The organism is Nocardiopsis sp. B62, from assembly GCF_018070675.1.
Lineage (GTDB): Bacteria > Actinomycetota > Actinomycetes > Streptosporangiales > Streptosporangiaceae > Nocardiopsis > Nocardiopsis prasina.
Window position 1 is genome coordinate 1 of record NZ_JAGPXK010000038.1, and the last position, 20,161, is coordinate 20,161.

Here is a 20,161-nt window from a genome sequence, read left to right on the forward strand (position 1 = left end):
GGGCGCGGGCCCCGCCGAGCCGCTCACGCCTACCCCGCGTTGACGATCTGGATCAGGTTGCCGCAGGTGTCGTCCAGTACCGCCGTGGTGACCGGGCCCATCGTCAGCGGCTCCTGGGTGAAGGTGACCCCGAGCCCGCGGAGGCGCTCGTACTCGGCCTGGACGTCGTCCACCGCGAACTGGGTCACCGGGATGCCGTCGTTGACCAGGGCCTCCCGGTACGGACCCACGGCGGGGTGGCCGGAGGGCTCCAGCAGGAGCTCGGCCCCCTCGGGGTCCTCGGGCGAGACCACGGTCAGCCAGCGGTTCTCCTCCTCGGGCGCGCCCAGGGGCACGTCGTGCTTCTTTCGGAAGCCCAGCACGTTGGTGTAGAAGTCCAGGGCCTTGACCTGGCTGTCCACGAAGACGCTGTTGATGTGGATTCTCATGACTCGCTCTCCGGTCGGTCCGGCCCGAGCCACCGCTCGACGATGTGCCTGAGCGGTGCCGGGTTCATGGTGTGGAACTTGTAGCGCCCCTCGCGCCTGCTCTCGACCAGTCCGGCTCCCTCCAGGACCGCGAGGTGCTGGGAGACCGCCTGGCGCGACATGTTGAGCTGGTGCCTGGTGATCAGCCGGGTGCAGAGTTCGAACAGGGTCTGCCCGGACCGTTCACCGAGTTCGTCGAGGATCAGTCGGCGGGTCGGATCGGCCAGGGCCTTGAACAGTTCGTCGGACACGCGCCCACTATAGGCAAGCGGCTGCTTGCCTATCAAGCCGTGGTCTGGTGTTTTGCCATTTCCTGAACCGTCGGGGTCCTACGTCCCGTAGACCCCGGCCGCGACCGGCAGCGGCACCCGCCAGTGGGGCGGGGCCCGCGCGCGACTGAGGACACGGTGACACGAGGGCGGGACGGACCGTACCGGGACCCGCTTCGTCCTCGCCCGACCTACTCGTCGCCGCCGAAGTTGTTGTACTCGTTGGCCCGTTCCTGGCCGGACAGCGCGTGGATGGCGTCCATGACCTCGTCGGTGATCACCCGGCGGGCCTTGCCGGGGGCCATGCTGTCGAAGCCGGTCGAGAAGTCCATCGGCTCGCCGAAGCGCACGGTGAAGGGGCGGGGGCGCGGCATGTTGGCGCCGATGGGCTGGACCTGCTGGGTGCCCGAGACCGCGACCGGCACGATGGGCGCCTTGGACTCCAGGGCCAGGTGGGCGACGCCGGTGCGGCCCCGGTACAGGCGGCCGTCACGGGAACGCGTGCCCTCGGGGTAGACCACGCAGGCCTCGCCCTCGTTGAGACGGTCCAGCATCATCTCCAGCGACACCATGGCGTCGCGTGCGTTGCCGCGCTGGACCGGCATGGCGCCCAGGGAACCGAACACGGTCCGGGTGACCCGCCCCTTGATTCCGGTGCCCTCGAAGTAGTCGGACTTGGCGAGGAAGCGCACGGGGCGCTGGGTGACCGACAGGGGGATGACGACGCTGTCCACGAACGACAGGTGGTTGCTGGCGAGCAGGACCGCACCGGTGGCTGGGACGTTCTCACGGCCCTCGATGGTCGGTCGGCACAGGGTCCGGGCGAGTACCGCCGCGGTCTGCCGCAACGCACCGTAGAGCACGTGTTCTCCCTTGTGTTGTCGGACGGAGCCGACCTCAATGTAAGGGTGACTCACCGGTAATGATGACCGGCGGCACACAGAGTGCCGCACGTCACGTATCGGGCCAAACCATGACGAACAAGGAGGTCGGAGCCGTCGCGCGGACGCGGACTCAGCCGTGCGGGCGCCAGTCGGCGTTGGCTCCGCACACCACCAGGCAGGGGTTGTCGCCCGGGACGCGCCCGGCCAGCCAGGCGGCGAAGGGGACTGCCGCGGCGGGCTCGGCGGCGATGCGGAACTCCTTCCACAGACGCGTCTGGGCGCTGATGATCTCGGCGTCGCTGACCAGTACGGGCGTCACCGGGTGCTCACGCAGTACCTCGAAGGGCACCCGGCCCAGGATGGCCGCACCCAGGGCCGAGGAGGCGACCGAGTCCACGGAGGTCCGGACCGGCTGTCCGGCCGCCAGCGCCGCGCCCAGGCTCTGACAGCCCTCGGGCTCGACTCCGACCACGCGGCGGCCCTCGGCGCTCAGCCGCACCCCGGCGACCAGTCCACCACCACCCACCGCGACCACGATCGAGTCGCACTCGGGCGCGTCGGCCGCGATCTCCAGACCCACGGTTCCCTGACCGGCGACGACCAACGCGTCGTCGTAGGCGTGCAGGTAGCGCACACCCTCGGACTCCGCGCGGGCCACGGCGGCCTCGGCCGCCACCGCGAACTGCTGGCCGACCCGGACGATCTCCGCGCCGGTGGCCGCCAGCGGCTCCGCCTTGGCCTCGGGCACCGTCTCGGGGACGTACACCGTGGCGTGCACGCCCAGCATGCTCGCGGCCGTGGCCACGCCGAGGCCGTGGTTGCCACCGGAAGCGGTGATCACCCGGTCGGTGGGCTCCCCGCCGAGCAGGGCGTTGAGGGCGCCACGGAGCTTGAAGGCCCCCGTGCGCTGGAGGTGCTCCAGCTTCAGGGTCAGGGGACGACCGTCGATCTCGGCACGCATGACCGGGGTTCGTCGGACGTACGGCGCGATGCGGTCGGCTGCGGCTCGGACGTCGGTGGCCGTGGGTACGGCGGGCGCGGTCGTGGTGCTCATACTCCCACTCTGCCGCTCTTGACCAGGAACGCAAAGTGGAGGCTGCTAAGGAAGGCTAAGCAGACCTTTGTGTCAGACTTTGTGGTGTACGTTCCGCGTCGTGCCTGGGAGAAGGGGTGGTCGCGTGTTGGACGCCAACCGTCTGCGCGTACTCGTGGAGATCGCGCACGCCGGGTCGATCGCGGCCGCCGCCGACCGGCTCTCCTTCACCCCGCCCGCCCTGTCCCAGCAGCTCACCAAACTGGAACGCGAGGTCGGTGCCCGCCTGGTGGAACGCGGCCGCACCGGAGCCACCCTGACCAGCGCGGGCGAGGTCCTGCTCGAACACGGTGAACGGGTCCTGGGCGAACTCCGCGACGCCGAGGCCGCCGTCCGCGCCGTCGCGGGAGACCGCGCAGACCGCCTGTCCCTGGGGGCCTTCGCCAGCGCCGGGAAGGTCCTGCTCCCCGGGGCGCTCGCCGCCTTCGGTCACGAACACCCCCACGTGCGGCTGTCGCTGTCCGACATCGAACCGCCGAGTGGCCTCGGGCTGGTCACCTCCGGCGACCTCGACCTGCTCATCACCCACCGCTACCCCGGGGTGCCGCTGCCACGCGCGGTCGGCCTGCACCGCGAACGCCTCCTGGTGGACCCCCTCCTGGTGGTGGCGCCCACCGGACACCCGGTCACCGACACCGAACCCTCCCTTGCGGACCTCGCCGACGAGGAGTGGATCTGCGGTGCCCCCGGCATCCACAACCGGGTCAGCCTCGACACCGCGGCGGCGGCGGCCGGGGTGCGCCTGACCGTCGCCTACGAGACCCGGGACTACGAGGTGGCCCTGGCGCTCATCACGGCCGGGGTGGGGATCGCCCTCATCCCCCAGAGCATCCTCGACGCGTCGCACGGCGGGGGCTGGGTCAGCCGTTCCCTGCGGGGTGCCCGGCTGGCCAGGGAGATCTACACCGTGCACCGTCCGCGCCCGCCCGAACCTGTCCCCGGCATGGTGGCCACCCTGCGCCGCACCGCCGCCCGCAGCCTCCGGACCTGACGTCCGCGTCGACGCGCCGAAAGAGGACGCTCCGGCCCCGATGAGTTTCGACGACACCGGGGGTCGGTACCGGTGACCATGCGGCGTGACCCACGGGCCCCCGAGCCCCGACGAACGGACGAATCATGAGCACGAACCCCTTCGAGATCGCCCTGCCCATCGCCGACCGGTGGCGTGCGATGGTCTTCTACCGCGAGGCCTTCGGGTTCGAGGCCCCGGGGGACCCCACCGAGGACGGAGTGCCCGAACCGCTGCGGATCCGGGTCAACGAGCACGTCGTGCTGACACTGATCCCCACGGACGGCCTCGCCTGGGTCCTGGGTGAGACCCGCCGGGTCGCCCGGCCCGGGACCAACGAATGCCTGATGACCAGGGTGCTGCCCACCGAGGCGGACGTCGACGCACTGCTGGACCGCGTCCGTGAGGCTGGGGGAGAGGTGGTCAACGCGGCCGAGCGGCGACCGTGGGGCTACGACGGTGTCTGCGCCGACCCCGACGGGCACCTGTGGCAGGTCACCGTCCAGCCCTGACCCCTACAGCGGGGGAGCACCGGGCGGGTTCGGGGCGTTCCAGCGGTAGCGCAGAGCCAGGAGGCGCATGGTGAGGCACAGCAGTGAGCCGATCACCGCGATCCAGCCCGGGCCGAAGCCGGTCAGGTCCACGATCACCACGAACGACGCCCCGATCATCGCCGGGATCGCGTACAGGTGCGAGTTGGCGCTGAGCACCGTGGGCACGCGGTTGAGCAGCACGTCCCGGATGGTGCCGCCGCCCACACCCGTGATGACGCCCAGCAGCACGGCCTGGAGCGGCCCGAAACCGAACTCCAGCGCCTTGGTCGCCCCGATCACGGCGAACAGGCTGAGTCCGGCGGCGTCGAACACCAGGATGGGCTTGCTCAGGTGGGTGAGCTGACGGCTGAGGAAGAACGCCAGGGTCCCTCCGGCCAGCGCCGTCACCAGGTACCGCCAGTCCTGGAAGGTGGCGGGGGTCTCGCCCAGCAGGACGTCGCGGATGATGCCGCCGCCGAGGGCGGTCACCATCCCGAGCACCATGACCCCGACGATGTCCACCCGCGCGGTGCGGATCGCCGTCAGCGATCCATCCAGTGCGAAAGCGAAGACGCCCAGGAGGTCGAGGAGAAGAAGCAGGTCGAGCGTGGACATGGCCGTGCGGGGGTCCTTGCGTGGTGCTGGGCGACGAGGTGTGGTGCGGGGCGACGAAACGCGGAAGAGGTCTGCGTCGATCGGCTATTCCATCACGCCCGGGAGGGTCCCGCGTGCGCGGCCGGGAACGGCGCGCCGCGCCGCCGCGCCCGGGCCGCGCGGATCGGGCCGCGCGATCCGGAGTGGGACCGCTCCGTCCGGGGAACCGACACGCGTGTCGGTTCCCCTCCGGCCCGGCGCGGCCGGACACCATCGGGGAGTGAACCACCGGACCACGGGCGGAGCGAGCAACATGGAACACCTGGACGCGATCGTGATCGGCATGGGCCCCGGCGGGGAGACGGTCGCCGACCGTCTGCTCACCGCCGGTCGGCGGGTGGCTGTGGTCGAACGCGACCTCATCGGAGGCGAGTGCGCCTACTGGGCCTGCGTCCCCACCAAGACCCTGCTGCGCCCACCCGAGGTGCGCGCCGAGGCGGACGGGGCCGCCGGGGTCGGAGAGGCGGCCCTGGAGTGGCCCGCCCTGCGCGCCTACCGCGACCAGATGATCCGGCACCTGGACGACTCCAAGCAGGCGCAGGGCTACGAGGAACGCGGTGCCCTGGTCCTGCGCGGCGACGCGCGGATCGTCGGCCGCGACCCCTGGCGGGTGGCGGTCGGCGACGCCGAGTACACCGCCGACCACGTGGTGGTCTCCACGGGATCAGGGGTGCTGGTCCCGCCGATCGGGGGACTGGAGGACCTGGGCCCGGACGTGCTGTGGACCAACCGGGAGGCCACCACCCTTACCGAGATCCCCGGCAGCGCGCTGGTGGTCGGGGGCAGCGCGGTCGGCCTCGAACTGGGCCAGTTCCTGGCGCGGATGGGCACCCGCGTCACCGTGGTCCAGCGCGGACCCCGGCTGCTGGACCGTGAGGAACCCCGGCTGTGCGAGCTGATCAGCGACCAGTTCGAACGGGACGGCACCACGGTGCACCTGGGAAGCCAGGTCACCTCCGTGACGAGGGACGGCGACGGAGTCCTCGCTGTGCTGTCCGGCGGTGAACGGGTTCGGGCCGACGTGATGGTCCTGGCGACCGGGCGGGTGCCCCGGGGCGACCAGCTCGGTCTGGCTGAGCTCGGCGTCGAACTGGACGGAAAAGCCCTTCCGGTGGACGACCACTGCCGGGTCGCGCCCGGGCTGTGGGCCGCCGGGGACGTCACGGCCCGCTCGATGTTCACCCACGTGGCCAAGTACCAGGGGAGGGTGATCAGCGACAACGTCCTCGGTACCGACCACGTCGCCGACTACACCGGTGTCCCCCGGGTGGTGTTCTCCTACCCGGAGATCGCCGCCGTCGGCCTGACCTCCGAGCAGGCCCGGGACCGGGGGATCGACGTGGCCACCTCCGAGACCGACCTGACAGCCGTGCTGGCCCGCCCCTGGACCATGGAGACCGACCCGCGCGGCTCGCTGGGGCTGGTCGCCGACCGCGAACACGGTGTGCTCGTGGGGGCCTGGGCGTTCGGGCCACAGGCCTCGGAGTGGATCCACACCGCCGCGCTCGCGATCCGCCTGGGCCTGCCGATCGCCGCCCTGCGTGACACCATCCCGCAGTTCCCGACCTTCAACGAGGGTTACCTGATCGCGCTGGACGCCCTGGACCTGTGAACCGGGTTCAGGACGCGTCGAGGGCGGCGGCCTCCTCGGCCTCCACACTCCGGTTCCACTCGGGCTTGGAGGCCTGCCAGCCGTCCTCGTCGCGGCCCAGTCGCCAGTAGCCGGAGACCGAGAGGTGCTCCTTGGGCAGGGCCAGCTCGACGCGGAGCAGGCGGCGCAGGTCGCGGACGAAGTTCGCCTCGCCGTGCACGAAGGCCCGCACCTCCCCGGACGGGAACTCCAGAGCGCGCACGGCCGGGACCAGCAGCGACCCGGGAACGCCGCCGTCGCGGTGCAACCAGGTCACGCTCACGTCGGGGCGATCGGTGAGGTGCTGTTCCTCGGCCGCGTTGTCGACCTCGACGAACACGTGCGCGGGGCAGCCCTCGGGCAGGGCCTCGACGCTGGCGGCGATGGCGGGCAGGGCGCTCTCGTCCCCGGCCAGCAGGTGCCAGTCGGCCTCGGCGTCGGGGGCGAAACCGCCGCCGGGACCGAGGAGACGCAGTCGGTCACCGGGGCGGGCGCCGGCGGCCCACACCCCGGCCAGGCCGACCTCACCGTGGTACACGAAGTCGATGGTCATCTCGTGGGTGGCGGCGTCCCAGGACCGCACGGTGAAGGTGCGGGTGACCGGCCACTCCGAGCGGGGGCGCTCGGCCCGGATCGCGTCGAGGTCGTAGGCGTCGGGGTCGCCCGGTCCCGGAGCCGGGAACAGCAGCTTGACGTAGCTGTCCGCCCAGCCGTTCGTTGCGAAGTCGGACAACCCCTCGCCGCTCATGACCACGCGCACCATGTGCGGGGTCAGCCGCTCCACACGCTCGACCCGTCCCGTGTGCACGGTCGTCCTTCTCGGACGCTCCTGCCGCTCCGTCACGACGCCCCCTCCGTTTGGGTTAGGTAAACCTAACTGACACACATTAGGGTGCCGTGACGGCACCGGGCAAACCGGGGCGGGACTCAGTCCCCGGACCACCCCTCCGGGCGGGTGAACGCACCGTGCAGGTCCACGTCGCGCTCGATGGCGCCCGCACGCAGGGCCGCCAGCCAGGCCGCGCCACCCGACGTGCTCCCGGCCAGGAGCACCGGCGCACCGGTCCCCATGGTGAGCTTGTTCGTCAGCGCCTCCCTCACCGGACCCGAACGGGTGAGCACGCCCCCGGACAGGACCACCGGCAGGTGCTCTCCGGGAACCCGCACCTGGTGCACGGACTGCGCCAGGTGACCAGCGGCGGCGTTCACGATCACCACGGCCGCCGGGTCGTCGACCAGGAACGCCTCCGAGACCAACGGCGCGAGCTCGGCGAGACTGATCGGCGGGGCCGCGGTCAGAGTGCGCGCGAAGTTGCGGGCGTGCTCCTCGGGCCACTGGTCGGGGCCGCTCGGCCGCTGACCGGGGATGACCCGCTTGGCCACCGTGCGGGCCAGCGGGCTGAGTTCTCCACCGCGACTCAACTGGCGCGCGGTCTCCCGGGCCGCCTGGTGGCCGATCCAGAACGCCGAGCCCTCGTCGCCGATCAGCCAGCCCATGCCGTCCGCCGACCTGCTGCGGCTCCGGGCCTCGATCCGGGTGGCGATCGCCCCGGTCCCCGCGATGAGGATCGTGCCGTCGCGCTCGGAGGTCCCCGAGGCGAAGGCCACTGTGTCGTCGCCGGAGAACTCCTCACCGGTGGGGTTCAGTCCCGCCTTGACCAGCGCCTTGTCCAGCCGGGCGCGCACGCTGACATCGCGCAGTCCGGAGTACCCGGCCAGCCCGACCACTGTGGCGGCCACGGCGTCGCGCGCTCCGGGACCGGCCCGGTCCAGCGCGGATCCGATCGCCTCGGTCAGTCGTTCCGCGGCCACCTCGGGGCCGTGCGTGTTGGGGTTGGCGCCCCCGGCCCTGGCCTCGCCGAGGCGCTCGCCGGTCAGGGTGGTCACCAGGGCACGGGTGGTGGTGCCCCCCGCGTCCACCCCGACGACCAGCGTGGGGGAGGGGGAGGGGGAGGGGTTTCGTCGTGTCGTCACGACCAGAGCGTGCCCCACCCCCGCCCGCCTTACTCACACCGCACCCCACTACGTCGGAGGAGGCCCACACCACGCCCAAAACCAGTGGCCGCGGCTTCGTGACCACTGGTAAGCCTGAGCCATGAGCGACAAGACGAGGGCGGACTCCTCCGCACCGAACCAGGGCTGGACCGTGCGCCACACCGACGCGGAGGAATTCGCCCAGGCGGCCAGGGTCTTCGGACAGAGCCTGCTGTTCCCGGAGGACGTCGACAGCCTGCTGGAGCGGATGAGACCGCTGCACGACGAGGTGGGCTACGAACGGGCCCTGATCGCCGTGGACGAGGCCGAGGGCGAGGTCATCGGCACCGCCAACCACTTCCCCTTCGAGATGACCATGCCGTCCGGCCGCGTTCCCGTGGCCGGGGTGACCGGCGTGGGAGTGTGGCCCACCCACCGTCGCCGGGGAGTGCTCAGTTCCCTCATGCGACGCCAGCTCGCCGACGTCCATGCGGCGGGCGTGCGCTACGCCGCGCTGTGGGCCTCCGAGGGGGCCATCTACGAGCGCTTCGGCTACGGCAACGCCTGCACGGAACTGGAGACGGCCCTCACCCGCCCCTACGGCGCTCTGCGCGCCGACGCGCCCCGGGACCCGGACCTGCGCGTGGTGCTGCGCGAACCAGAGCGGGTGCGTACCGACCTCGAACGCGTGCACGAGGCCGTCTGTGAGGTCCAGGTCGGCCAGTTCCGACGCACCAGGCCCTGGTGGGACCGCGCGCTGTTCGACGGCCCCGCCCGGCGGGGTGACAAGGCTCCGCTGATGGCGGCCGTCGTGGGCGGCCCGGACGGCCCCCTCGGCTACGCCCTCTACCGGGTCAGGGCCAGGTGGGAGGAGGACGGCGCCCAGGGGGAGGCGCACGTCCAGGAGATCACCGCCACCACCCCCGCCGCCTGGGCCGCCCTCTTCGAGCACCTGTTCAGCCGGGACCTCGTCGCCAAGGTGTACTTCCCGTTCCTGCCCGTGGACTGCCCGCTCCACCACCTCCTCCCGGACCGTGGCCGTGCGGTGGCCAAGCACTCCACCTCCCTGTGGGTGCGGCTGGTGGACCTGGCCGGAGCCCTCTCCGAGCGCCCCTACGCGGCGCCCTTCGAGGGGGTCGTGGCCGTCACCGACCGCTACGCGCCGTGGAATGCCGGACGGTGGCAGATCAAGGCCGACACCGACGGCGCCCGCGTGGAACTCACCGACGCCGACCCGGACCTGTCCCTGGACGTGTCACATCTCGGGGCCGCGCACCTCGGCCAGACCACGCTCACCAGCTTCCTGCGCGCGGGTCTGATCACCGAGCACACCCCGGGCACCGTGGCCCGCCTGGACACGGCCCTGCACCGGATCGACGCACCCTTCTGCGGGGTCATCTTCTAGAGGGTCGATGAGATACGGGTGCCCTGGTCGAGAGAACAGCACGCCGGGGCACCCGTCATCCGCCTGGGTGGCGAGCCGCGGGTCGTCCCTGTTCACCGGCCCGAAGATCCCGGTGCCGGGCAGTGACCCGAACGGTGTCGGGGACGAACCCGGGACGGTTCACGGACAGCGGGCCCGATGCCGCAGGGGCCGAAGATCTGGCCCATCGAGGTGAACCTCCGCGCCACGGTCCCTTCCTTCGTTGGCCCGGGCAACCAGGCCCCGGGCGACTCGCGGACTGCCTCGCCTTGAGGTCAAGGCGAGGTGTTGTTGCAGGTCAAAGTGTTTTCATGCGTGTGTGGTGGGGGAACTCTGGGGCTGAGGGAACCCCGGAACGACCTCTGAGGAGACCGATGCGCCGCATCATCACCGTGTTCGCCCTGATCACTGCCCTGACGGTCGGGCTCTGCGCCCCGGCCACCGCCGCCGGATCTCTCATCGGGATCGGGGTCGGGGGCAGCCTCGTCGGCCTGGTGAGTGATCCCATCAACGTCAGTCTCTGACCCGAACGCGTCCTGCGCGCGCAACGGTGAAAGGGGCCCAAGCGAGTAAGTAACGTGTGGCCCCGGGGCCGGTTCACCCTTCACCTGTTTGTGTCAGGCCCTCGCCTCGTCCAGCGTGGCCACCAATCCTGTCCCCACAGCATCCACGTGTGGTGCCGATGCGTTCGACACGGCCTTCTTCCGGCCCGAGGCCCCCTTCCGCGACCAGGGCTTCTGACGTGGACCCTTGCAGGGGACGCGAGTCGGCCTCCATCGCGGGGAACGGGCATGGCACGATCGGGGTGGACTCCGTAGCCGAACACCGGGGAGAGCGATGACCGCCAGTGGCGTACTCCAGGGCGAGTACGAGCCGAGTTCGTCGAAGTTCGTCCGAGACCAGGTGGAGCTCTACGAGCGCACCGGTGGTCAGGAGGGCGACACGCTGATGGACACCGGGATGCCGGTGATCATCCTGAGCACACGCGGCCGCAGCAGCGGCAAGGTCCGCAAGTCCGCCCTCATGCGGGTGGAGCACGACGGCGCCTACGCGGTGATCGGCTCCCAGGGCGGGGCGCCCCAGGACCCCGCGTGGGTGGCCAACCTGCGCGCGGCCCCCGACGAGGTCGCACTCCAGGACGGCCCCACCCCCTTCGCCGCCCGTGTCCGTGAGGTCCAGGGCGAGGAGCGGCAGCGGTGGTGGGACCGGGCCGTGGAGGCCTACCCGCCCTACGCCGACTACCAGAAGAAGACCGACCGGGTCATCCCCGTGTTCGTGGTCGAACGAACCGACTGACTCCGGGCCGGTGCCCCTGCCTGAGGGGCACCGGCTTCTCAGGTCAGTGCGCTGACCAGGCGGTCCACGTCCTCATCCGTGTTGTACAGGTGGAACCCCACCCTGAGCCGACCGTCCCGGACGGCGGCGGCGATCCCCGCCTCACCGAGGCGTTCGGCGGTCCCCTCCGGAACGGGGAGTGACACGATCGCCGAACCGGTGCCCTCCAGTCCCATCGCGTCGCGGAACCGGTCGGCCAGGGCGACGTCGTGCTCGTGCACTGTCTCCGGTCCGACCTCCGTGAGCAGGTCAAGGCCCGGTGCCAGACCGATCCACGCGGGCCACACGGGGGCCAGGTCCAGGCGTCGCGCCCCGGCGGCCAGCCGCAGCGGCCCACCGTAGAGCGCGTCCCACGGCTCCGCTCCCGCGTACCAGCCGGGCGCCAGGGGAGAGAGTTCGGCCAGGGCCTCGTCGGTCCCGGTGAGGAAGGCCGCCCCGCGCGGTCCCAACAGCCACTTGTAGGTGCTGCACACGACGTAGTCCACGCCGTCCAGGGGAACGGGCAGCCACCCCGCCGACTGGCTGGTGTCGAGCAGGAGGCGGGCACCGTGGTCGGCGCACGCGGTGCGCAGGTCCTGGAGCGGGGCGATCAGCCCGGTGGCCGACTGCACGGCCGCGACCGCCACCAGGGTGGTGCTCGGGCCGATCTCGTCGGGCAGACGGTCCAGCGGCACCTCGCGGACCCGGACGCCGTCCTTCTGCCTGTTCATCAGCGGGAAGACCACCGAGGTGAACTCCCCCTCGGCGAGCAGGACCTCCGAGCCGGGCGGCAGGCTGGCTGCGACCGTCCCGACGAACTGCGAGGTGTGGGTGCCCACGGCGACTCGGTCGGCGTCGACCCCCACCATCCGCGCGTACGTGGAGCGCGCGGCGTCGACGACCCCGTCGACTGAACCGGGGGAGAACTGCCCGGAGGCCACGTCCTGGAGGTTGCGCTCCAGGTCCTGCCGGGCCCGGTGGGTCAACAGGCCGTGGGTGGCGGAGTTGAGGTAGGTGCCCTCGGGCGAGAACTGGCTCTGGGCCTGCTTGAGGCGCGTGCGTGCGGTCTGGTCCATGTTCCGCATGCTCACAGGCGGCGTGGGGCGGGACAAGGGCCACTTCACCGTGATTGGACTCTTTCCGCCGTCGGGTTCAGCCCGGGGCGCCGACCTGTTCCCTCAGGCGGGCGAGCCACTCCGTGCCCCACCGGCGGCCGTCGGGGAACTGGTCCTCCCGGTCCCAGCGCCAGGCCGTGATCATCGCCAGCACGAGGAGTCGGCACGCGCGCAGCAGTTCGGGGTCGGCGCCCGGGTAGTGGGCGGCGACCTCGTCGGGGGCGTGGGCGAGGTCGAACTCCACCGGCCCCCGGCAGCAGGTCTCCAGGTCGACGAAGAGCGGTCCCTTGGCGGTGGCGAGCAGATTGCCGGGGTGCGGCTCGCCGTGCAGGAGCTGTTCCGGTGCGCCGTGCCCGGTGACCTCTCGTTCGAGGTCGTCCAGGGCCCGAGCGAGCAGCGCCCGGTCCGGCGCGGTCAGTTCCGGGGTGCGGTCACGGTCGGCGACCAGTTCCCGCGCCCGGGCGACGCGGTCGGTGAACCTGGGCGAGGGGTGGTCGACCGCTCGCATGCCGTGGTGCAGACGGGCGAGCGCGTCGGCGTAGTCGGGTGCGGGAACCTTCGTGGCGGGTACCGGCGCGTGGTGGGTCCACAGCGTGACCTCGAAGCCGTCGCGTTCGTGGACGCCGGGGGTCACGCGGGGGTCGAGCGCGGCCACGGGGCTCCCGGTGGCGGCGAGCCACAGGGCGAGTTCGACCTCGAACCGCGCCACGCCGTGCTCCGCCGGAGCCACCCGAGCCAGGACGTCGCAGGGCAGCAGGCGCAGGGTGAGTCTGTTCGAGTCGTGGAGGACGACCGCTTCGTCGGCGTCCAGACCGAGGGAGGTGGCGACGGAGGTGGCGGCGGCCACCGCCCGCCCGAACCGCGGCTCCCGCATGTGGTGGGTCCTCTCTACGTGCCGTTCCGGCCTGCTGGGGGAGGGGTCAGTTGCGGAACTTGGCCTGCGCGTCGGTGGACCCGGCCATCAGCTTGTTGAGCAGGCGGACCAGCTCGCGGCGCTCCTCAGGTTCGAGGGCCTCCGCCCAGGCGCTCTCCCGGCGGTTGTGGGCGCGGAAGACCCCCAGTATCGCCCCGTACCCGGACTCGGTGAGGCTGAGCTGGAGGGCGCGGCGGTCGTGCGTGGCGCGTTCGCGGGTGAGTAGGCCGTCGCGTTCGAGGGTGTTGAGCAGGGCGGACAGCGCGGCGCGGCTCATGCCGGAGATCTCGGCGGTGGTCTTGGCCTCCATGGGGCCGGCCAGCCAGAGGGCGAAGAGCACCCGGAACCCCGGCCAGGTCCATCCCCGGGGACGGTGGACGGAGGACTCCAGGTCGTAGACGACCATGCTCGTCGCCCTGTTGAGGGTCAGGACCATGCGCATGGCCTCGGCGTTGACCGTGGGGAGTTCCCGTTCGGCCTTGTGCACCGCGTAGTCCACGAACGACCAGAAGGTGAGCTCGTCGGGGGGTGCCGTGTTGTGAGTCACGCCGACCAGCCTAGTACGGGGCGGGTTCGGTGTTCCTCCCGTCGTGACTTCTCCGTCGTCCCCCGGTCGCCCTCCGTTGAGGGAGGTTCGGGCCGTGACATGACGGGCACGGTGGGTAGCCTGATGGGGTGATCTGCATCACCACCCCGGTGGACGTGGGCCTCTTGGCCCTGTGGCGTGGAGCACGTTATGGTCTGGTTCATCAAACGTTTGATCATTTGGGGGCGGCGGCAGTCGCCCGCGACGAGTGAAGGGTCTGACCATGGCAGCCAAGCCGTTCGCCTCATCCGCCGACACCGAGGTCAAGGAGCAGACCCTGGAGGTCCTGGCCGACGGCGTCTACGCCCTCACCGCCGAAGGGGACCCCAACGTGGGCGCCATCGAGGGGGAGGACTTCGTGGTGGCCTTCGAGGCCCTGGCCACCCCCACCGCCGCCAAGGAGTGGCTCGCCAAGCTCCGCGAGCACACCGACAAGCCCATCCGCTACCTGGTGCTCTCGCACTACCACGCGGTCCGCGTCCTGGGCGCCAGCGCCTTCGACGCCACCGTCATCCTCACGCACGAGCTGACCCACGAGCTCATCCGCGAGCGCGGCAAGGAGGACTGGGCCAGCGAGTTCGGCCGCATGCCGCGCCTGGCCAAGGACGCCGACTCCGTCCCCGGCCTGACCTGGCCCACCCAGACCTTCGCCGACCGCACCACCATCGACCTCGGCGGCGACCGGGGCGAACTGGTCCTGGAGTACTTCGGCCGGGGCCACACCGAGGGCGACATCGTCGCCTGGCTGCCCAAGCAGAAGATCCTCTTCGCCGGGGACCTCGTCGAGGCCCAGGCCGCCCTCTACACCGGCGACGCCTTCCACAGGGACTGGGCCGGCGCCACCCTCGACCGGGTCAAGGCCCTCGGTGCCGAGATGCTCGTGGGCGGGCGCGGCGCCGTGAGCCGGGGCCGCGAGGAGGTCGACGCCGCCATCGAGCAGACCCGCAGCTTCCTCGACGTGATGATCCGCGAGGTCGGCGCCGTCCACGAGCGCGGCGGCACCCTCAAGGAGGCCTTCACCGCCACCCACGCCGCCCTGGTCGACGACTACGGCCACTGGCCGATCTTCGAGCACTGCCTGCCCTTCGACGTCTCGCGCCTGTGGGACGAGTTCTCCGGCGTCGAGCGCCCCGTCATCTGGACCGCCGAACGCGACCGCGAGGTCTGGGCCCAGCTCCAGGGCTGACCGGCTCGGGGCCACCACCCGGCTTCCACCCACGACCGCGCCCGCACGGGGCGCCCCACGAACGGAGTCCACCATGCGCCCCCCTGCGCCCCGCACCCCCGCCGACACCGGCACCGACCCCGTCCTGGTGCTCGGTGCGGGACCGGTCGGACAGACCGCGGCCCTGTTGCTGGCCCGCCGTGGGGTCCCCGTGCTGGTCGTCGACAGCCGCCCCGAACGCGACGCCGTCGGCTCCAAGGCCATCTGCCAGCAACGCGACGTCCTCGACGTCTGGGACTGGCTCGGCGGCGGAAGGATCATCGAGGAGGGGCTGACCTGGGACACGGCCCGCACCTTCTACCGTGACCACGAACTGTTCAGCGTGCGCCTGCCCGACCCCGGCGCCTCGTCCCTGCCCTCCTTCGTCAACATCTCCCAGTCCCGCACCGAGGAGGTCCTCGACGAACTCCTGGCCGAGGCGGGGGTCCGAACCAGCTGGGGCCACGAAGTCACCGGAATCGAGCAGGACGCCGACGGGGTCACCGTCGAGTGCGTCACCCCGCGGGGGATGGTGCGTCTGCGCGGAACCCACGCCCTTGCGTGTCTTGGCGCCCACGGCGGAGTGGTGCGCCGGGACCTGGGCCTGGACTTCTCCGGCACCAGCTTCGACGACCGCTTCCTCATCTGCGACATCCGCGCCGACCTCGGCGACTGGACCCGCGAACGCCGCTTCTACTTCGACCCCGAGTGGAACCCGGGCCGCCAGGTCCTCATCCACCCCTGCCCCGACTCGGTCTTCCGCATCGACTGGCAGGTCCCCTCCGACTTCGATCTCGCCGCCGAGGAGTCCAGCGGGCGCCTCGACGCCCGCATCCGGCAGATCATCGGGGACACCCCCTACGAGATCGTGTGGCACTCGGTCTACCGCTTCCACACCCGGGTCACCGACCGCATGCGCGCGGGACGGGTCCTGCTGGCCGGGGACAACGCCCACCTGGTGGCGCCCTTCGGAGCGCGCGGCCTCAACTCCGGGGTCCAGGACGCCGAGAACGCCGCCTGGAAGCTCGCCTACGTCCGCGACGGCTGGGCGGGGGAGGACCTCCTGGAGAGCTACCACACCGAACGCCACGCGGCCGCCCTGGAGAACGCCGACGTCACCAGCGCCACCATGCGCTTCCTCGTGCCCCGGGACGACGTTGAGCACGAGCGGCGCGTCAGCGTCCTGGAGCGCGCGGTCACCGACGCCGCGGCCCACTCGGACGTGGACTCCGGGAGGCTGGCCGAACCGTTCTGGTACACCGACTCCGCGCTGACCACCGCCTGCCCCGAACGCCCCTTCGGCGGCCGTCCACCGCGCGGGCTGGCCCCCGCGCCCTGCCCCGGCGTGATCCTGCCCGACGCCCCCGTGAGCGTGCCCGGACGCCCCGAACTCGCCCGCCTGCGTCCGCTCCTTCGGGAGGGACTCACCCTGCTGCTCGGCGAGGGCGCCGAACGCGCCACCGTGCACGCCGTCGCCAAGGGCGCCACGCGGGCACCCGTCACTACGCTGCACCTCGACGAGATCGACACGACCGGTGCCCTGCGCCGCGCGCTGGAACCCCTGCCCGGGCAGGTCTGGCTGGTGCGCCCCGACGCCCACGTCGCCGCCGTCGTCCCAGGTGAGGACGCCGACGCCGTCCGCGTGGCGGTCCGCACGGCGCTGGGACACCCGGCCGCCGACACCGTCCCCGCATAAGGGCGCCGCTCCCGACGGACCACCGGACCCAACCAAGGAGGAAGACCGGAGATGGCCTACTACCGCAAGGTCGGTGAGGTGCCCCGCACCCGCCACACCCAGCACCACAACCCCGACGGCGGCCTGTACTACGAGGAGCTGATGGGGGAGGAGGGCTTCTCCGCCGACTCCTCGCTCCTCTACCACAAGGCCATCCCCTCGGCGATCGTCGACGCCGCCGAGTGGGAGGTCGCCGACCAGTCCCTGCGCCGCAACGCCCCGATGGTGCCGCGCCACCTCAAACTCCACGACCTCTTCCAGGGCGAGGAGTGGCGCACCAACGACGTCGTCGAGTCCCGCCGCCTCGTGCTGGGCAACGGTGACGTGCGCATCTCCTACGTGGTCGCCGGATCCCCCTCGGAGCTGTACCGCAACGGCATCGGCGACGAGTGCGTGTACGTCGAGTCCGGCACCGCCCGGGTGGAGACGGTGTTCGGCGTGCTGGAGGTCGGCCGGGGCGACTACGTCATCCTGCCGCGCGCCACCACGCACCGCTGGGTGCCCACCGGGGACGAACCGCTGCGTGCCTACGTGGTCGAGGCCAACAGCCACATCGCCCCGCCCAAGCGCTACCTGTCGCGCTACGGCCAGCTGCTGGAGCACGCACCGTACTGCGAGCGCGACCTGCGCGGCCCCGACGGACCCCTGGTCGTCGAGGGTGAGAACGTGGACGTGCTGATCAAGCACCGGGGCGACGGTCCGGGCGGGATCTCCGGCACCCGCTACACCTACCCCACCCACCCCTTCGACGTGGTGGGCTGGGACGGCTGTCTCTACCCGTACGTGTTCAACGTCGACGACTTCCAGCCCATCACCGGCCGTATCCACCAGCCGCCGCCCGTGCACCAGGTGTTCGAGGGCCACAACTTCGTCATCTGCAACTTCGTGCCGCGCAAGGTGGACTACCACCCGGGCGCCATCCCGGTGCCGTACTACCACTCCAACGTGGACTCCGACGAGGTCATGTTCTACTGCGGCGGCGACTACGAGGCCCGCAAGGGCTCCGGGATCGGTCAGGGCTCCATCTCCCTGCACCCCGGCGGTCACTCGCACGGTCCGCAGCCCGGCGCCTACGAGCGCAGCGTGGGCGCCGAGGCCTTCGACGAACTCGCGGTCATGGTGGACACCTTCCGTCCGCTGGACCTGGGCGAGGGCGGCGCCGCCGTCGACGACGGCAGCTACGCCTGGACCTGGGCCAAGGGCCAGCGGGCGCGGCGGGAGCAGGCATGACCGAGCCCCGCCACACCCTCTACGGGACCCTGTTCGACGACGCCGCGCTCTTTCCGCCCGGCAACGCGCCCATGGGTGAGGCGATCCCGGCGCACCGGGCGCACCGGGACTCCCGCAGGGCGCCCTACGTGGGACCGTTCCTGGTGGCGGACGCCCGCCTGGCCGAGCTGCGCACGGTGCTCTCCCGGGACGACGGTGACCACGCTCCGCTCGCGATCGTCGTCACCGTCCCCGGCGGGGCCGAGGGTGTCGCGCCCGCGGTCGCGGCGGTGCGCTCCGACCCGGCCCTGTACCTCGCCGGTGTCGAGGTGGCGGCCGCCCCCGGAAGGTCGGCCACCACCGCCCACAGCCTGGTCAGCGCGCTGGGGCCCGACACCGACGGCTACGTGGAGGTCGCCCGGGGCGGGGACGCCGCCGCCGACGTCGCGGCCCTCGCCGGAACCGGCGCCCACGCCAAGTTCCGCACCGGGGGCCTCACCCCCGAGGCGCACCCCGACGAGGACGAACTCGCCGCCCTCCTGGACGCCGCCGTCACCGCGGGGGTGCCCTTCAAGTGCACCGCCGGGCTCCACCACGCGGTCCGCCACACCACCCCGGAGGGCTTCGAACAGCACGGATTCCTCAACGTGCTGCTCGCCACCCACGCCCTGCTCACCGGAGGGGGCGAAGGCGTGGCAGTGAAAGTCCTCGCCGACCGGGACGGACCCGCCCTGGCCAGCCGCGCCCGGGAGCTCACCCCCGCCGAGGCAACCCGGGTCCGGGCGAGCTTCCGCTCCTTCGGCACGTGCAGCATCGCCGAGCCCCTGGAGGACCTCGTCGTCCTCGGGGCTCTCCACGCCTGACCACACCCACTCGCAGAAAGCACCACTCCATGCCCGACAGCTGGCTCGACATCGCCCCGGACTCGCAGTTCGGCCCGGCCACCCTGCCCTACGGGGTCTTCTCCACCGAAGGCGACCCCGCCACCCGCGTGGGTGTGGCCATCGGCGGGCACGTCCTGGACCTCGGGGGCCTCGCCCGCGCCCTCGACGCCCCCTTCGCCGCAGCCGTCTCCGGGCCCGACCTGGACGCCCTCCTGGCCGCCGGGCGCCCCGTGTGGGAGCAGGTCCGCGCCGCGCTCACCTCGTGGGTCACCGACCCCGCGCACGAGGCCGCCGTGCGCCCGCACCTGGTGGACCGCGCCGCCGTGAGCCTGCACCTGCCGTTCACGGTCGCCGACTACGTGGACTTCTACGCCTCGGAGCACCACGCCACCAACGTGGGGCGCATCTTCCGCCCCGAGCAGGAACCGCTCACCCCCAACTGGAAGCACCTGCCCATCGGCTACCACGGTCGGTCGGGCACCATCGTGGTCTCGGGCACCGACATCGTCCGTCCCACCGGCCAGCGCAAGCCTCCGACGGAGCCCGTCCCGGTGTTCGGGCCGTCGGTGCGCCTGGACATCGAGGCGGAGGTGGGATTCGTCGTCGGTACGCCGAGCCCCATGGGGGAGCGCGTGGCGGTGGACGACTTCGCCGACCACGTGTTCGGGGTGTTCCTGCTCAACGACTGGTCCTCCCGTGATCTCCAGGCCTGGGAGTACGTTCCGCTGGGCCCGTTCCTCGGGAAGTCGTTCGCCACGTCGGTCTCCCCGTGGGTGGTGCCCGTCGCCGCCCTGGAGTCCGCCCGGGTCGAGCAGCCCGCCCAGGACCCCGAGCCGCTGCCCTACCTGCGGGGGTCAGGGCCGTGGGGCCTGGACCTGCGCCTGGAGGTGCGGCTCAACGGGCACCTGGTCTCCACGCCGCCGTTCTCCGAGATGTACTGGACCGCCGCGCAGCAGCTCGCGCACATGACCGTCAACGGCGCCTCCCTGCGTACCGGCGACGTGTACGCCTCCGGGACCGTCAGCGGCCCCGAGCCGACCCAGCGCGGCTCCTTCCTGGAACTCACCTGGTCCGGGAAGGAGCCGCTCCGGTTGCCCGACGGCACGGAGCGCACCTTCCTCGAGGACGGTGACGAGGTCACCATCACGGCCACCGCGCCCGGCCCTGACGGCACGAGGATCGACTTCGGGGAGGTCACCGGCCGCATCCTCCCGGCGAGGTAGCACGGCGCGGGATGAGGGGCGGCGGGTCCGAGGGGCCCGCCG

Annotated in this window: 21 protein-coding genes; 11 read left to right on the plus strand and 10 right to left on the minus strand. The window is 72.0% G+C overall.

Annotation, left to right across the window (positions count from 1 at the left end; translation table 11 throughout):
* Positions 1–29: 29 nt before the first annotated feature.
* The 4 genes from KBX21_RS24640 to KBX21_RS24655 form a co-directional block, all read right to left on the minus strand.
* Positions 30–428, minus strand: a complete 399-nt coding sequence (locus KBX21_RS24640; protein ID WP_049572489.1) for a VOC family protein — start codon at positions 426–428, stop codon at positions 30–32.
* Positions 425–718, minus strand: coding sequence for a helix-turn-helix transcriptional regulator (locus KBX21_RS24645; RefSeq protein WP_210843999.1), 294 nt, complete (start codon positions 716–718; stop codon positions 425–427). The genes KBX21_RS24640 and KBX21_RS24645 overlap by 4 nt, the downstream gene beginning before the upstream one ends.
* Positions 719–927: 209 nt before the next feature.
* Positions 928–1,599, minus strand: coding sequence for a 1-acyl-sn-glycerol-3-phosphate acyltransferase (locus KBX21_RS24650; protein WP_049572497.1), 672 nt, complete (start codon positions 1,597–1,599; stop codon positions 928–930).
* A gap of 151 nt (positions 1,600–1,750) precedes the next feature.
* Entirely contained in the window at positions 1,751–2,674 is a 924-nt protein-coding gene (locus KBX21_RS24655) for a threonine/serine dehydratase (protein WP_049572502.1), read from the minus strand.
* A gap of 124 nt (positions 2,675–2,798) precedes the next feature.
* Between KBX21_RS24655 and KBX21_RS24660 the strand changes: the two genes are divergently transcribed.
* Both KBX21_RS24660 and KBX21_RS24665 read left to right on the plus strand, forming a co-directional pair.
* Entirely contained in the window at positions 2,799–3,704 is a 906-nt protein-coding gene (locus KBX21_RS24660) for a LysR family transcriptional regulator (RefSeq protein WP_210844000.1), read from the plus strand.
* A gap of 125 nt (positions 3,705–3,829) precedes the next feature.
* On the plus strand, positions 3,830–4,234 hold the full coding sequence (locus tag KBX21_RS24665) for a VOC family protein (protein WP_049572508.1): 405 nt from the start codon (positions 3,830–3,832) through the stop codon (positions 4,232–4,234).
* Between the two features lie 3 nt (positions 4,235–4,237).
* On the opposite strand, the gene KBX21_RS24670 is transcribed toward KBX21_RS24665, so the two are convergent.
* Positions 4,238–4,870: a trimeric intracellular cation channel family protein gene (locus tag KBX21_RS24670; RefSeq protein WP_210844001.1), complete on the minus strand. Its 633-nt coding sequence runs from the start codon at positions 4,868–4,870 to the stop codon at positions 4,238–4,240.
* Between the two features lie 292 nt (positions 4,871–5,162).
* Between KBX21_RS24670 and KBX21_RS24675 the strand changes: the two genes are divergently transcribed.
* Entirely contained in the window at positions 5,163–6,521 is a 1,359-nt protein-coding gene (locus KBX21_RS24675) for an NAD(P)/FAD-dependent oxidoreductase (RefSeq protein WP_210844044.1), read from the plus strand.
* Between the two features lie 7 nt (positions 6,522–6,528).
* On the opposite strand, the gene KBX21_RS24680 is transcribed toward KBX21_RS24675, so the two are convergent.
* Together KBX21_RS24680 and KBX21_RS24685 are read right to left on the minus strand one after the other, a co-directional pair.
* Entirely contained in the window at positions 6,529–7,383 is an 855-nt protein-coding gene (locus tag KBX21_RS24680) for a siderophore-interacting protein (RefSeq protein ID WP_307869277.1), read from the minus strand.
* 83 nt (positions 7,384–7,466) lie between these two features.
* Positions 7,467–8,459 (minus strand): N-acetylglucosamine kinase, encoded by a 993-nt coding sequence (locus KBX21_RS24685; protein ID WP_049572668.1) that lies wholly within the window; start codon positions 8,457–8,459, stop codon positions 7,467–7,469.
* 175 nt (positions 8,460–8,634) lie between these two features.
* Between KBX21_RS24685 and KBX21_RS24690 the strand changes: the two genes are divergently transcribed.
* The 3 genes from KBX21_RS24690 (at position 8,635) to KBX21_RS24700 (ending at position 11,232) form a co-directional block, all read left to right on the plus strand.
* The gene (locus KBX21_RS24690; RefSeq protein ID WP_210844003.1) at positions 8,635–9,918 is read left to right on the plus strand and encodes a GNAT family N-acetyltransferase; all 1,284 of its coding nucleotides are present in this window, start codon (positions 8,635–8,637) and stop codon (positions 9,916–9,918) included.
* Between the two features lie 392 nt (positions 9,919–10,310).
* Entirely contained in the window at positions 10,311–10,460 is a 150-nt protein-coding gene (locus KBX21_RS24695) for a hypothetical protein (protein ID WP_156208070.1), read from the plus strand.
* 313 nt (positions 10,461–10,773) lie between these two features.
* Entirely contained in the window at positions 10,774–11,232 is a 459-nt protein-coding gene (locus KBX21_RS24700) for a nitroreductase family deazaflavin-dependent oxidoreductase (RefSeq protein WP_049572524.1), read from the plus strand.
* A gap of 38 nt (positions 11,233–11,270) precedes the next feature.
* Here the strand turns inward: KBX21_RS24700 and KBX21_RS24705 are convergent, their stop codons facing one another.
* From KBX21_RS24705 to KBX21_RS24715, 3 genes are all read right to left on the minus strand, one after another.
* Positions 11,271–12,326 carry an aminotransferase class V-fold PLP-dependent enzyme gene (locus KBX21_RS24705; protein ID WP_210844004.1) on the minus strand — a complete coding sequence of 352 codons (1,056 nt, stop codon included), beginning with the start codon at positions 12,324–12,326 and terminating at the stop codon, positions 11,271–11,273.
* A 76-nt stretch (positions 12,327–12,402) separates the two neighbouring features.
* Complete coding sequence (locus KBX21_RS24710; RefSeq protein WP_210844007.1) at positions 12,403–13,239, minus strand: aminoglycoside phosphotransferase family protein; 837 nt, start codon at positions 13,237–13,239, stop codon at positions 12,403–12,405.
* Between the two features lie 46 nt (positions 13,240–13,285).
* Positions 13,286–13,825: a MarR family winged helix-turn-helix transcriptional regulator gene (locus tag KBX21_RS24715; RefSeq protein WP_049572531.1), complete on the minus strand. Its 540-nt coding sequence runs from the start codon at positions 13,823–13,825 to the stop codon at positions 13,286–13,288.
* Between the two features lie 262 nt (positions 13,826–14,087).
* Between KBX21_RS24715 and KBX21_RS24720 the strand changes: the two genes are divergently transcribed.
* From KBX21_RS24720 to fahA, 5 genes are all read left to right on the plus strand, one after another.
* Entirely contained in the window at positions 14,088–15,050 is a 963-nt protein-coding gene (locus tag KBX21_RS24720) for an MBL fold metallo-hydrolase (RefSeq protein ID WP_210844009.1), read from the plus strand.
* A gap of 73 nt (positions 15,051–15,123) precedes the next feature.
* Positions 15,124–16,764, plus strand: a complete 1,641-nt coding sequence (locus KBX21_RS24725; protein ID WP_210844011.1) for an FAD-dependent monooxygenase — start codon at positions 15,124–15,126, stop codon at positions 16,762–16,764.
* 51 nt (positions 16,765–16,815) lie between these two features.
* Positions 16,816–18,033: a homogentisate 1,2-dioxygenase gene (locus KBX21_RS24730; protein ID WP_049572541.1), complete on the plus strand. Its 1,218-nt coding sequence runs from the start codon at positions 16,816–16,818 to the stop codon at positions 18,031–18,033.
* Positions 18,030–18,875 (plus strand): hypothetical protein, encoded by an 846-nt coding sequence (locus KBX21_RS24735; protein WP_049572543.1) that lies wholly within the window; start codon positions 18,030–18,032, stop codon positions 18,873–18,875. Before KBX21_RS24730 ends, KBX21_RS24735 begins: the two co-directional genes overlap by 4 nt.
* 29 nt (positions 18,876–18,904) lie before the next feature.
* Positions 18,905–20,119 (plus strand): fumarylacetoacetase, encoded by a 1,215-nt coding sequence (gene fahA / locus KBX21_RS24740; RefSeq protein ID WP_210844013.1) that lies wholly within the window; start codon positions 18,905–18,907, stop codon positions 20,117–20,119.
* Positions 20,120–20,161 lie beyond the last annotated feature (42 nt).